The following is an 11,794-nucleotide window of genomic DNA, read 5'->3' as shown; positions in this document are numbered from 1 at the left end:
AAACAAAATAATGTCGTTATTCCAGTCGATTATGAAGCTGACCCGCCGCAGCGATCCGACAACCACGCTGCTGGCGCTTGACCCCGCCAATGCTGAAGAACGGCCCGCGGTTCTTGCGGCGCGCGCCGCGTGGCTGCTCTACGCGCTCGCCCCGCTCATCACCTATATAACCCCGGTTTATCTTGCGCTGCTGGCACAGCGGGTGCCGCTGACCGAGCGCGAAATCGGTCTGCTCGCTGGTGCAGAGTCACTGGGCGGTGTGATCGCCGCGCTCACCGCGCGCTGGTGGATAACCCGCTTCAACTGGCGGGCAGCCGCGCTGGCGGCGTTGCTGGTGATGATCGCCGGGATCGTGGCGACGGCGTTTACCCTCTCACCTGACGTCTTGCGTATCATCCGCGCGACAGCCAGCATATTCGGCGGCGGTCCGTTGATCGTCATTGCGATCGTTGTGCTGTCCGAAAGCGCCGCACCTGATCGCAATTTTGCTTATGCTTTTACGGCACAGTTGGTGATCGGTTTGGTGGTGCTGTTGCTGTTACCGGTCGCTGGCGATGCGCTTGGCTGGACCGGCGTTATCATATTGCTCGCAGGATGCTTCGTCACAGCGCTGCCGTTAGTGGGCTTGCTGCCAAAGAGGTCAGCAAACCCGGCGGCGTTGGTGGTACCGGCTGCCAGTCTCACCCGGCCAAGCTGGTTGCTGTTGCTGTCCATTGCGCTGCTCTCGGCATCCACGCAGGCATCATGGGCTTTTTCCGAAGTGCTCGGCAGCGATGTCGGCATGTCATTGTCGGGAATGAGCCAGTTGCTGGTGGGATCGACTGTGCTTGCAGTGATCGGCAGCCTCGCGGCTGCACCGATTGGCCAACGGATCGGGCGTCTACCCGCCTTTATCGGCGGAACGGCGATCATCCTGCTGTGCGTGTCCCCGCTCTACCTTGTGCTTGGCCCAACGACTTACGTCAGCTATTATCTGATCGGGGCCTGCGCTAGTGCCTTTATCGCGCCATTTCAATTGGGCGCGCTAGCCGGACAAAAAGATGCTTCGGCGGCGGCATCGCTCATGCCTGCGGTACAGGCGGCGGGCATGATGGCGGGGCCAGCGGCGGTTGGCCTGACGGCCGATATATCGCACGGGCCGCTGTGGTCAGTGAGCATCGCCGTCGCGTTTCTGTTGCTTGCAGCCCCGGCATTCGCCGCTGCTGCATGGTCACGCAACCTTAACGGGGTACCTCCACCGCAATCCTGAATGCCAAGGACTTGACCATATCCTCAATGCCGGCAAGGTCAGCGTCGGTCGGCCTGCCTTCCCCCACCACCGATCCAATCCCGTCGATCATGCTGCTGAGCGCCGCTGCCAAGCGAAGGGCTTCCCGTTCGGAGAGCGCGCTATTGACCCGGCGGATCAGCAGCGCAAACAACGAGCGATAGAGCGTCATAAACTGCGTCAGTGCGGCGCTGACGTCGGCGTCGAGATCGGCAAGGGACCAGACATAATTCCAGAATGCGCGGCCGCGCAGCGCGAGCGACTCAACCATCAGAAAATCCAGATAATCGCGCATGGCTGCTGCTGGATCAGCCGACTGACCCGTCAGTTTGGTAATCAGGCGGTCATGATAATCATCGATCCAATATTCGATCATTGCGCGCACCAGTGCCGCGCGGGTCGGAAAATAATATTGTACCGAAGCCAGCTTCAGGCCCGAACGTTCCGCCACCTTGTGCGCCGAAAAATTTTCTGCGCCCACTTCTTCGACCAGCGCCACAGCGGCATCCAAGATTTCACACGCTGTAGCGGTATGCGCCGGGCGCGGTCCGCGAATGCCAGATATCGCCTCTTGCAGGCTAACGCCCCCGTCAATCGTAATATGAGAATTGGCATTTTGCATAAGCGACGCTCTGGAATTGACAGCCTGTCAGCTGACAGGTAAAGTGTACTTATCTGAGGTAGAACACGGGACGCCATCATGCAACAGATCCATCCCCTCTCCCCGCTGCTGCGCGAGGCCACCCCGTCGCTGCCGCCGTCGCGCTATATCGATGGGAACGTTTATGCCGATGAATTGCACAATATATGGAAAAAAGGCTGGAATTATGTCGGGCCGCTGTCGGATATAGCCCCTGGCACGATGCGCCGGGTGGATGTGGCAGGCACCAATATCCTGCTGGTTCGAGCCAAAGACGGCGATGTCCGCGCCTATCACAATGTCTGTCCGCATCGCGGATCCGAACTGTGCACCGCCGACGAACAACCTTTGCGCGGCGGACGGATATTATGTCCCTATCATGCGTGGAGCTTTAACGCCGACGGCACACTGGCAAGAACCGCTGCGGCCAGTCACGCGCCCGATTTCGACAAAGCGGATCATGGTCTGCGCAGCGTTGGTCTGATCGACTGGAATGGGCTGCTGTTTGTCCGCCCGGTGGAAAGCAGCGATGATTTTGGCGCAGACAATGCCTTTGGCCTGCATGACCTTGATAACTGGCCAATGCGCGAGCTGGTAACCGCAAGCCGCGAAACCCATCTGGTTGAATGCAACTGGAAAATTCTGTGGGAAAATTTCCACGAATGCCTGCATTGTCCGGGTGTTCATCCATCGCTATGCGACCTCATTCCAATCCATAGAAAAGGGCTGGGCACTTATTCTGATGCGCCCGATTGGACCCCCGACAGCATGGAACCCGAACATGGCTTGCGTGATGGCGCACGCAGCTGGACGTTAAGCGGAGCGGCCGCCACCGCCGAATTTCCTGGATTGACAGAGGACCAGCGCAACGCTGGCCAGGTCTATTGTGTGATCTGGCCAACATTGTTCATCGTCGCGCATGTCGATTATATCAGCATCGTGTCCTATCGCCCCAAGGGGCCGGAACAGACCGAAGTCACCGGCGAGGTGCTGGTGGCGCCAGCGGCTTTGGCCGACCCCAATTTCGATCTGCACCAGATTGTTGCGTTCAATCAACAGGTGCAAAATGAAGATGAAGAAGTGTGCGAATTGAACCAGCGCGGTCTGCGCACCAGTCCGTTTAAGGCTGGCGTCCTGATGCCAGAAGAACATAGGGTGAAAACGTTTCACGATTGGATCGCGCGGAAAATGGCCGGGGCGGATGCCGCATGACCGTTGACGAGCTGATCGGGCAAATGGCCGAAAACCGCGCGTGGATTGCGGGAGCGCGGGTGGCTATTGATTTTGGCGATGATGGCGCAGTCTTGCTTGACGGTATCGCGCAAGGCGTCCGGTGCGCGGAACTGGGGGAGCCAGCAGACACACATATCGCCGTTAGCTGGACCGACTGGCTGGCGCTGACGCGCGGCTCGCTTGACCCACGCCGGGCTATCAACAACGGCAAGATTGTCATCACTGGCGATATGAACAACGTCGCCAAATTGATCGAGCTGGGGCACCGCATGTTTTGATGGGAGATATTTCATAGGAGCATCACGGGTCACCGATTGCTGCACTGTATCGGCAACCTTACTCTGGCCACGCCCGGCTATAACTCGACTTTGAGTAATTGTGCCTTTGCCGAGAAGCGCCCAGAAATCGCAGCAAACAGCAGTTTGATGCTGAACAGCTATTTCCAATTGCTGACCGATCAAGACGTGTGGGATGAGGCCGTCCTGCAAAAGCGAGCGCAAGGTTTATTGCCCTTGGCAATCCAGCTGTGGCCTCGTCCTGCGAGCATTCCGTAGGTTTCAAATCACTTTATTGCGCCACTCTGAATTCGCCAGCGGCGTAGCGGCGACAACTGCGACGAAGACGCGGGCAAAGGGGTGCTTGAGGCTCGGCGCGCCTATTTCCGTTGCCCGCTTGGCCCATGTCCCGATCAAGTGCGCCAGCGGCGCATCGGGATACGGGCGGAAAGGCTTGCATGGCAGGTCGCATTGAAGCTCGATGCGCCATAGGTCTGCAAAGCAATCTGCACCGATCTGCTTAACCAAGAATGCCAGCGGCATGTCGGCGACCGGCGATAGGAGCCCACGCGGCGCATCGCAGCGCGACGCTGTTAGGGCGCGGCCTGATAGGAAGGTGATTTACTGCCGTGGCGTTCGCGCCCGGTGAGTTGGCGTCGCGAGCCGTGCCTTTGCCCCTGCCGATGCGCGGGCCGTGCCGCCACTGTCTGCCGGATCGCTTATCATCGGCTCCCATCCACTCATGCCCTGCAAAACACGGTCGGCATGTTTGATGGTGTTCACATGCCCATAATACTGCTCGATCATCTTGACCGACGTGCCCATCTGCTCGGCAAGGATATAGACATCGACACCTTCGCTAAGCCGGAAGGTGGTATAGGTATGCCGGAAGCAATAGGTTGAACGCGGAGTGCCGTTCGGCCCGATTTTGAGTTCAGCCTCGGTCAGCAGTTTCTCAACGGCGTCTTCATACAGGAATTTGACGGGTTTGCCGGTAATGGTGGTGAATACCGGATCATCGGGTAGCGTGGCTTTTGAGATGGCGCGAATACGGTCGAGATAATCACCCACGCTCTTCGGCGCGACCAGCTTGCGCGACTTGCCCTTGCCCTGGACGAATAGGACGACGATTTCTTTGCCGTCACGATCCTTGGCAACCATGATGTCGCGCCAGCGCAAGTTCTTCGCCTCGGGTGGACGCATCCCGGTGTTGCACATTATCAGCATGAAATTGTAGCACATGGTGCGCGCCCATGCGCTCGGCGCTTTTGTGGCCTTGGCAATCCATGCGCGCCCAACCGCATGCAGCTTGCGATATTCTTCCAACGTGAATTCGTCGCGGCGCATGGTTTTGAGCTTTGGCTTACCCTCGAAGCGTTGGCTGGCGGGAACATAGCGTTTGCTAATTGCGAAGTTCATGGCGGCGTTGAACGCGCCCATCTCGAACTCAATGGTGGCATCGCTGATCTGGGCGCGGTGTCGGCCCGTCCCGTTCTCGCGCCGCCAAGTCGGATATTGTTTCCAGCGATCGGGCCCTATGAGGTGAACCTGTGTGCTGCCCACATAGCGATCAAGCGCGCCAAGAAGGGGAGCCGAGAGAATTCGGAAAAAATCGTACGCTAAGGCTTTCCGAGCTGTCGTAACGGCCTGAATTTCCCTTCCTCCAGCTTGCGGCTCTGCCGCCAGACGTAATCGCCGGTCAGGTTAATGTGCTCCCAGCCCAGCGGCGACAGATATTGATACATATCGGTATTCACCGGCTTTCCGGCGTCAGTCAGCCCTTGGGTTGCCCGCTCCAGGTAGACGGTGTTCCACAGCACGATAGCGGCGGTCACCAAGTTCAGTCCGCTGGCCCTATAGCGCTGCTGTTCGAAGCTGCGATCCCTGATTTCACCAAGGCGGTTGAAGAACACCGCCCTGGCCAGGGCATTGCGCGCCTCGCCCTTGTTCAATCCAGCGTGCACGCGACGACGCAACTCGACACTTTGCAGCCAGTCGAGGATAAACAGCGTGCGCTCGATCCGGCCCAGCTCCCGCAGGGCCACGGCCAGGCCGTTCTGACGTGGATAGCTGCCCAGCTTGCGCAGCATCAACGAGGCAGTGACGGTGCCCTGTTTGATCGACGCGGCCAGACGCAGAATCTCGTCCCAGTGAGCGCGGACGTGCTTAATGTTCAGCGTGCCGCCGATCATTGGGCGCAGCGTCGGGTAGTCCTGTACGCTCTGCGGGACATACAGTTTGGTTTCGCCCAGGTCGCGGATGCGCGGGGCAAAACGAAAGCCCAGCAGATGCATCAGGGCGAAGACATGATCGGTGAAGCCAGCCGTGTCGGTGTAGTGCTCCTCGATCCGCAGATCCGACTCGTGATACAGCAGACCATCGAGCACATAGGTCGAATCCCGCACTCCGACATTCACCACTCGGGTACTGAACGGCGCGTACTGATCGGAGATATGGGTATAGAACAGCCGCCCTGGTTCGTTGCCGTATTTCGGGTTGACGTGCCCGGTGCTTTCGCCTCGACCGCCTGCACGGAAGCGCTGGCCATCGGAGGATGAGGTGGTGCCGTCTCCCCAGTTGGCCGCAAAGGTGTGGTTGAACTGATTGTTGACCAATTCAGCCAGAGCCGCCGAGTAGGTTTCGTCACGGATGTGCCAGGCTTGCAGCCAAGACAGCTTGGCGTAGGTCATACCCGGACTCGACTCGGCCATTTTCGTCAGCCCAATGTTGATGGCGTCACCAAGGATTGCTGACAGTAACAGCGTTCGATCCTTGGCCTGAGCACCATCCTTCAGGTGGGTAAAGTGACGGGTGAATCCTGTCCACTCATCCACGTCCATCAGCAGCTCGGTAATCTTGATGCGCGGTAGTAGCTGACTGGTCTTGTCGATCAGCGCCTGGGCGGTGACCGGTACTGCCGCATCCAGCGGCGTGATCTTCAGTCCGGACTCTGTGAGGATCGCGTCGGGGAGTTCATTGTCCTTGGCCAGCTTGGCGACGGTCGCCAGTTGCTGCTCTAGCAGCTGCAAGCGCTCCTCTAGGTACTGGTCGCTGTTGGGATTGGTCGCCAATGGCAGCGCCTGTTCCTTCTTGAGCGCGGCAAACTTCGCGGGCGGCAGCAGGTAATCTTCAAAGTCACGAAACTGCCGTGAGCCCTTGACCCAAATGTCGCCGGAACGCAGCGCGTTTTTCAGTTCAGACAAGGCGCAGATTTCGTAAAAACGCCGGTCAATGCCTTCCGGCGTGATCACCAGCGGTTTCCAGCGCGGCTTGATGAACGCAGTTGGTGCGTCCGATGGCACCTTGCGCAGGTTGTCTGCGTTCATCTCGCGCAGCTGCTGGATGGCATCCAGCACACGTTGAGCTGCCGGTGCGGCCCGGAGTTGAAGCACCTCCAGAAAGGCTGGAGTGTAGCGGCGCAGAGTATTGAAGTTTTCGCTGACCAGGTGCAAATGGTCGAAGGTTTCGGGACGGGCCAGTAGCTCGGCGTCGGTCACACTCTGGGCGAATTCGTCCCAGGGGATGACCGCCTCGATGGCGGCGAACGGATCGCCACCGGTAGTTTTGGCCTCCAGCAAGGCCTGACCTATCTTCGAGTACAAGCGAACCTTGTCGTTGATCGCCTTGCCCTGTTTCTGAAATTGCTGCTGATGCTTGTTCTTGGCGCTGCTGAACAGCTTGACTAGGATGCGGTCGTGTAGATCCACCAGTTCATCGGTCACTGTCGCGGTGCTTTCCAGCACCACGGCAACCAAGGTGGCGTAGCGCCGTTCGTTCTCGAACTTGCCAAGATCCTGCGGCGTCATCTGCCCACCTTCGCGGGCAAGCTTGAGCAAGCGGTTCTGGTGGATATGCCGGTCGAGCCCTTCGGGCAGGGCCACCAGTTGAAAAATCTTCAGCCGCTCGATGTGCTCCATCATGTGCCGCGAATTCGGTTTCAACGGTGACTGCCGTAGCCAGGTCAACCAGGTACTATTGCTGCCTGTCTTGATGGTCAGCAGTTCGTCGAGTTTGTTGCGATGCTGCTGGCTTAGCGGCTCGATCAAAGCACGGTAGATCCTCCGGTTCGCTCGCGCCACTGCTTCGGAGCAGGCCCGGTCGATCACCGTCAGGGTCGGCAAAATCCGCCGTTGCTGACGCAGACTCTCCAGAGCCTGCCCAGCCAGTAACAAACCTTTGTCGGTCTGCTGGGCAAGGTTGGTCAGCTCACGTACCAGGGCGCGAAAGTCTGACAGCCCGAACGGCAACAAGCCCAGGTAGGTTCGCAACTCCTGGGCATGTTCACGGCGGGTGACATCGCGCTCACCGTACTTCGCCCAGCTTTCGGGCGCAGCCTGAACCTGTCGTGCCACCCACTCAATGACCGGATCTGGCAGCACGCTGTCGCTGGACAGCGCGTAACCGGGGTAGCGCAGCAGGCAGAGTTGCACGGCAAAGCCGAGACGATTGGCATCACCCCGTCGCTGACGGATCAGCGACAGGTCGGACTCGTTGAAGGTGTAATAGCGGATCAGATCGTCCTGGCTTTCCGGCAGCGCAAGCAAAGTCTCGCGCTCAGAAGCCGAGAGTATCGAGCGACGGGGCATGTATCAGTCATCCGTGCGTAGGTACTGGTAAAGGGTTTCCCTACTTATACCGAACTCACGGGCTAGCTGGGCCTTTGGTTCACCGACAGCGGCCCGTTGCCGGACTGCGACAGTCTGTTCGTCGGACAGGGCTTTTTTACGAGCCCGGTAACCGCCGCGTTGCTTGGCCTGGGCGATTCGCTCGCGAATGAGCGCTCGCTCGAACTCGGCGAAGGCTCCCATGACCGACAGCATCAGGTTGGCCATCGGCGAATCACCTCCCGTGAATACCAGCCCTTCCTTCTAAAACTCGATACGCACGCCGCGCTTGGTCATTTTTTTGCACCAGGCGGCGCAGGTCATCCAGGTTGCGGGCCAAGTGATCCATGCTGTGTACCACGACCGTATCACCTTCACGGACGAAGCCAAGCATGGCCTCCGGTTACGGACGCTGGGTATCCTTGGCAGAGGCCTTGTCGGTGAACAGTTTGTTCACCTCGTTTTGTTTCAGCTGACATTTCGGGTTCTGTTCGTAGCTGTTGACCCGGACATAGCCGATACGTTGCCCCTGCAAGGGGCCTCCCTAGGCTATGTAGATGAACTTACAGCAGCACCTACCACGCTGCTGACCAATCCGCGCATTGGCGAACGACTAGAAGAGTTCGAACCAAGGGATGTACGCCGAATTCAGATCGGCCAATACGAGATGCGTTACGAGATAGTGGATTCCACTATCTACCTGCTGCGCCTGTGGCACACCCGCGAAGACCGATAGGTTTTGGCTGGGCCAGGAACGGAACACATCAAACTGGCGAGCCTATGACTGATCGGAAAACCTTAGCGTACGATTTTTTCCGAATTCTGTAGGCTCCCCAGGTCCAGCGGTTTCGCCGCATGGCTCCAGACCCACAGGGTCGCGAGGCCGGCGAATACGATCAACGGCGCCGCCGTGCCCGTGAGTTGCGCCAGGGTACGCGCCACATCCTCCAGAAGGCGGATCTCGGCGTCCGGGCTTTCGCACCAGACCAGGCCGGCGTAGTGCTTCTGGAAAAGGCTGTAGCCCAGCCGCCTGCCGAATTGCTCCGTATCCACATCCCTGCCCTCGAGCAGCCGACTGACCAGGCTTCGTTTGTCGATCGGGTCGTCATGGGCCTGGGCGCTCTTTTCTTCGAGGATGATCTGGGTCACCACACGCATGTTGCTGTCGATGAACTCCGAGATGGACCGCGACGAGACCTCCAGGAATTCCTCAAGCACCCTGGGATCCTGCGTCAGGTTGAAGGCCATCTTCATCCATAGCTCCCAGGCGGTGTTCTGTGTCGACCTCGCGACATTCATCAGCAGCTCGGACAGCCCTCTGCGGGCGAGTTCCCTGGCCGTGTCCACCATGTCGGCCGAGACGTAGGGTTGCACCGGTTCTCCGGGGCGCTGCAGATTGGCGTTCGCCCAATGCAGCAACTCTGCGCGGTTGGCGCGCCGGCACGCCGCGAGGATGACCGGGTCCTCCAGCAGCTTGGCATCTTCCGGTGAAGAGAACAGCGCCTGATTGAGGCGCTCGACCCACTCCGGCGGCAGCGTCTGAGCGAGCTCGGCGCCTTTGCGCATGAGTTCACGAACGGCTTCCGATGGGCGTGGCCAGGAGGATGGCGTACTGGTCATGGGCGGTGCAAAACACTCAAAAATCACAGAGGAAATGGTGCAGTTCGTACCTTGGCGCAAGGTTGGGGGAAACCTAGCATGAACTCACTGCCTGAACAAAAAAATACAAGGAGGCGCCGTGACGCTCCATGTTCTTTTTTTGGGGTTTAGCGCAGTGGCAAGCGGGCTTGTTCGCCGGTGCCCGTTGCCCGGGCAGCGACCCGCCTGCGCCAACCGTTCCTTCAATCCGGAGTTCTTTCAATGTCAGCCTCTCGCGATACCTTCAGCCTGCCCGTCGTAACCCGCTCGACTCCAGCGCAAGAGATTGCACTGCTGAGCGACCAGGCAGGTGCGGTGATCATCCGCAACTTCATGACCCCCGAACAAGTCGCACGGATCAACAACGAACTGGACGCTCCCCTGGCCGCGCTCGAGGCCGGCTCCAAGCACCAGCACGAGCTGATCGCCGAGTTCCATGGCCGCCAGACCAAACGGCTCACCAACCTCGTCACCCACAGCAAGACCTTTCGCGAGGAGATCCTCGATGACGACCTCTTTCACGACCTGGGGAACGTGCTCTACGCCGCGGAGTGCGGTGACTGGTGGCTGACCACGGCCCAGTTGATCGAGATCGGCCCAGGCAACAAAGCGCAAATGCTGCACCGCGACATGGCGCAGTACCAACCGTTCGTGGCCATGAATAAACATGCGCCGCGCACCATCACCAACCTGATGCTGGCGCTGACCGATTTCACCGAGGAAAACGGTGCCACGCGCTTGATCCCCGGGAGCCAGGACTGGGATGACTTCGACGATGTAGGAACCCCAGAAATGACGATCCCTGCCCTGTTGAAAGCAGGAGATGCCGTGCTGTTCGGCGGGAAAGTCGTTCATGGCGGCGGGGCCAACGTGACCGCTGACTTCTACCGTCGCGGGCTGACCATCCCGATGCAGGCTTCGATCATCACACCTGAAGAGGCCTACCCGTTGATCGTGCCGCTCGAACTGGTCAGAACGCTTGCTCCGCGCGTTCAGAAGATCCTCGGCTTCCGCTCCCAGTACCCCAATGGCAGCCCAGGCCTGTGGCAACATAACTACGCAGACCTGGCCGACTATCTCCAGCTCTAGAAGCCTTCCACGCTGGCCGGCCTGGCCCCGAAGGCGCCAGGCCCAACCGCGTCCCCGGACAAGCAAAGAGGCCGGTGAACACTTTCATTCCTGGCGGGGCATTACTCCGCGACGTGAAAACAGCAGCGGCGTGCCGTCGGCGTTGAACAGTGCCGCCGTCAGCGAAAGGCCGTCAGCCGACGGTGCTTCCTGGAAACTGTTTCCACCATCCCTGCTCCGTACCTTCAGTCCGTCAAGCCCGACCGCCAGTACCCGAGCGCCAGCCACTGCTATGGATGTGACCGAGCCCTTGCCTTGCGTTGGCACTCTGCGAAAAGCCTTGCCATCGGCAGAGCCCTGCAACAGGGTGCCACGCTGACCACCCAGCAGCAGACGCCCATCGGCCAGCACCGCGCCAGACCACAGGGTGCCCTCATAGCCGGTATCCAGGTAACGCCAGTTCTTCCCCTGGTCGTCGGAGCGCAGCACCTGCCCATGCTCGGCCGTGGCGTACAGGGTGCCGTGGTTGTCGGCAAACAGCCCCATCAGGTTGAGGTCGGCCCGCTTGGCTCCTGGAGGCGCTTGCAACGGCTGCTCCGTCCATGTCTTGCCGCCATCCTCGGTGGTCAGCACCAACGACCAGAGCCCTACCGCAACGCCCTGCCGGGCATCGAAAAAGTGCACGGCGAACAGCGGCCGGTCTTCTTCGCTCGACAGGCGCTGGACCTGCCAGGATTCCCCGCCGTCGGCGGTGGACAGGATCGCGCCCCAGTGACCCACCGCCCAGCCGTGCCTGGCATCCACGAAGGACACACCCGTCAATGGCGTGGATAGTGGGACCGAGCGTGCCTGGCGCCACTGCCTGCCCTGGTCGTCGGACAACAACACGATACCGTGGTCGCCCACGGCAACCACCCGCTCTCCGGCCCAGCCGGCGGCCAGCATGGTGGCCTGCGTGGCATTGCCCGCCTGCACGGCCGGCACGGCCTGCAACGGCGCGGCCTGGAGAGACATCAGCGGCAATCCTGCTGCGAGCAAGGCCGCGGTGAATGAAACCCTGAACTTCATG

At 59.8% G+C, this 11,794-nt stretch carries 12 protein-coding genes and 1 pseudogene; 6 read left to right on the top strand and 7 right to left on the bottom strand.

Features of this window, described 5'->3' with window-relative positions; all coding sequences use genetic code 11:
• Positions 1 to 10: 10 nt before the first annotated feature.
• Positions 11 to 1,249: an MFS transporter gene (locus tag ATY02_RS31865; protein ID WP_068587006.1), complete on the top strand. Its 1,239-nt coding sequence runs from the start codon at positions 11 to 13 to the stop codon at positions 1,247 to 1,249.
• On the opposite strand, the gene ATY02_RS31860 is transcribed toward ATY02_RS31865, so the two are convergent.
• Positions 1,221 to 1,889 carry a TetR/AcrR family transcriptional regulator gene (locus ATY02_RS31860; protein WP_083236627.1) on the bottom strand — a complete coding sequence of 223 codons (669 nt, stop codon included), beginning with the start codon at positions 1,887 to 1,889 and terminating at the stop codon, positions 1,221 to 1,223. The two genes, ATY02_RS31865 and ATY02_RS31860, sit on opposite strands and share 29 nt — an antisense overlap.
• Before the next feature lie 78 nt (positions 1,890 to 1,967).
• Here ATY02_RS31860 and ATY02_RS31855 point away from each other — a divergent pair, with 78 nt between their 5' ends.
• The 3 genes from ATY02_RS31855 to ATY02_RS31845 are packed head-to-tail and all read left to right on the top strand — an operon-like array spanning position 1,968 to position 3,694.
• A complete protein-coding gene (locus ATY02_RS31855; RefSeq protein WP_068587002.1) occupies positions 1,968 to 3,119 on the top strand; it encodes an aromatic ring-hydroxylating oxygenase subunit alpha in 1,152 nt (383 codons plus the stop codon).
• Positions 3,116 to 3,418 carry an SCP2 sterol-binding domain-containing protein gene (locus tag ATY02_RS31850; RefSeq protein ID WP_022676120.1) on the top strand — a complete coding sequence of 101 codons (303 nt, stop codon included), beginning with the start codon at positions 3,116 to 3,118 and terminating at the stop codon, positions 3,416 to 3,418. The genes ATY02_RS31855 and ATY02_RS31850 overlap by 4 nt, the downstream gene beginning before the upstream one ends.
• A 6-nt stretch (positions 3,419 to 3,424) precedes the next feature.
• Positions 3,425 to 3,694: an HNH endonuclease family protein gene (locus ATY02_RS31845; protein WP_082209094.1), complete on the top strand. Its 270-nt coding sequence runs from the start codon at positions 3,425 to 3,427 to the stop codon at positions 3,692 to 3,694.
• Positions 3,695 to 3,697: 3 nt separating this feature from the next.
• Here the strand turns inward: ATY02_RS31845 and ATY02_RS31840 are convergent, their stop codons facing one another.
• From ATY02_RS31840 to ATY02_RS31825, 4 genes and pseudogenes are all read right to left on the bottom strand, one after another.
• Positions 3,698 to 3,958: a hypothetical protein gene (locus tag ATY02_RS31840; protein ID WP_022676121.1), complete on the bottom strand. Its 261-nt coding sequence runs from the start codon at positions 3,956 to 3,958 to the stop codon at positions 3,698 to 3,700.
• A 78-nt stretch (positions 3,959 to 4,036) separates the two neighbouring features.
• Positions 4,037 to 4,978, bottom strand: a complete 942-nt coding sequence (locus ATY02_RS31835) for a tyrosine-type recombinase/integrase (protein WP_228022243.1) — start codon at positions 4,976 to 4,978, stop codon at positions 4,037 to 4,039.
• 56 nt (positions 4,979 to 5,034) lie between these two features.
• Positions 5,035 to 8,001, bottom strand: a complete 2,967-nt coding sequence (locus ATY02_RS31830; protein WP_065990646.1) for a Tn3 family transposase — start codon at positions 7,999 to 8,001, stop codon at positions 5,035 to 5,037.
• Between the two features lie 3 nt (positions 8,002 to 8,004).
• A pseudogene (locus ATY02_RS31825) lies at positions 8,005 to 8,554 on the bottom strand (recombinase family protein).
• Here ATY02_RS31825 and ATY02_RS31820 point away from each other — a divergent pair.
• Positions 8,531 to 8,755: a type II toxin-antitoxin system RelE/ParE family toxin gene (locus ATY02_RS31820; RefSeq protein ID WP_228022317.1), complete on the top strand. Its 225-nt coding sequence runs from the start codon at positions 8,531 to 8,533 to the stop codon at positions 8,753 to 8,755. The pseudogene ATY02_RS31825 and the gene ATY02_RS31820 sit on opposite strands and share 24 nt — an antisense overlap.
• A 62-nt stretch (positions 8,756 to 8,817) precedes the next feature.
• On the opposite strand, the gene ATY02_RS31815 is transcribed toward ATY02_RS31820, so the two are convergent.
• The gene (locus ATY02_RS31815; protein WP_228022242.1) at positions 8,818 to 9,585 is read right to left on the bottom strand and encodes a hypothetical protein; all 768 of its coding nucleotides are present in this window, start codon (positions 9,583 to 9,585) and stop codon (positions 8,818 to 8,820) included.
• Positions 9,586 to 9,879: 294 nt separating this feature from the next.
• Between ATY02_RS31815 and ATY02_RS31810 the strand changes: the two genes are divergently transcribed.
• Complete coding sequence (locus ATY02_RS31810) at positions 9,880 to 10,746, top strand: phytanoyl-CoA dioxygenase family protein (RefSeq protein WP_003089190.1); 867 nt, start codon at positions 9,880 to 9,882, stop codon at positions 10,744 to 10,746.
• A gap of 84 nt (positions 10,747 to 10,830) precedes the next feature.
• Here the strand turns inward: ATY02_RS31810 and ATY02_RS31805 are convergent, their stop codons facing one another.
• Complete coding sequence (locus ATY02_RS31805) at positions 10,831 to 11,793, bottom strand: WD40/YVTN/BNR-like repeat-containing protein (RefSeq protein WP_023086261.1); 963 nt, start codon at positions 11,791 to 11,793, stop codon at positions 10,831 to 10,833.
• Between the last annotated feature and the right edge of the window lies 1 nt (position 11,794).

Source organism: Pseudomonas sp. BIOMIG1BAC (assembly GCF_001705995.2).
GTDB classification, from domain to species: Bacteria; Pseudomonadota; Gammaproteobacteria; order Pseudomonadales; family Pseudomonadaceae; genus Aquipseudomonas; species Aquipseudomonas sessilinigenes.
This window is presented reverse-complemented; position numbering and strand designations above follow the sequence as displayed.

Coding starts and splice junctions, on each gene's coding strand:
- ATY02_RS31865 (WP_068587006.1), top strand. CDS start 11: ATGTCGTTATTCCAGTCGATTATGAAGCTGACCCGCCGCAGCGATCCG.
- ATY02_RS31860 (WP_083236627.1), bottom strand. CDS start 1,889: ATGCAAAATGCCAATTCTCATATTACGATTGACGGGGGCGTTAGCCTG.
- ATY02_RS31855 (WP_068587002.1), top strand. CDS start 1,968: ATGCAACAGATCCATCCCCTCTCCCCGCTGCTGCGCGAGGCCACCCCG.
- ATY02_RS31850 (WP_022676120.1), top strand. CDS start 3,116: ATGACCGTTGACGAGCTGATCGGGCAAATGGCCGAAAACCGCGCGTGG.
- ATY02_RS31840 (WP_022676121.1), bottom strand. CDS start 3,958: ATGCCGCTGGCATTCTTGGTTAAGCAGATCGGTGCAGATTGCTTTGCA.
- ATY02_RS31830 (WP_065990646.1), bottom strand. CDS start 8,001: ATGCCCCGTCGCTCGATACTCTCGGCTTCTGAGCGCGAGACTTTGCTT.
- ATY02_RS31815 (WP_228022242.1), bottom strand. CDS start 9,585: ATGCGCAAAGGCGCCGAGCTCGCTCAGACGCTGCCGCCGGAGTGGGTC.
- ATY02_RS31810 (WP_003089190.1), top strand. CDS start 9,880: ATGTCAGCCTCTCGCGATACCTTCAGCCTGCCCGTCGTAACCCGCTCG.
- ATY02_RS31805 (WP_023086261.1), bottom strand. CDS start 11,793: ATGAAGTTCAGGGTTTCATTCACCGCGGCCTTGCTCGCAGCAGGATTG.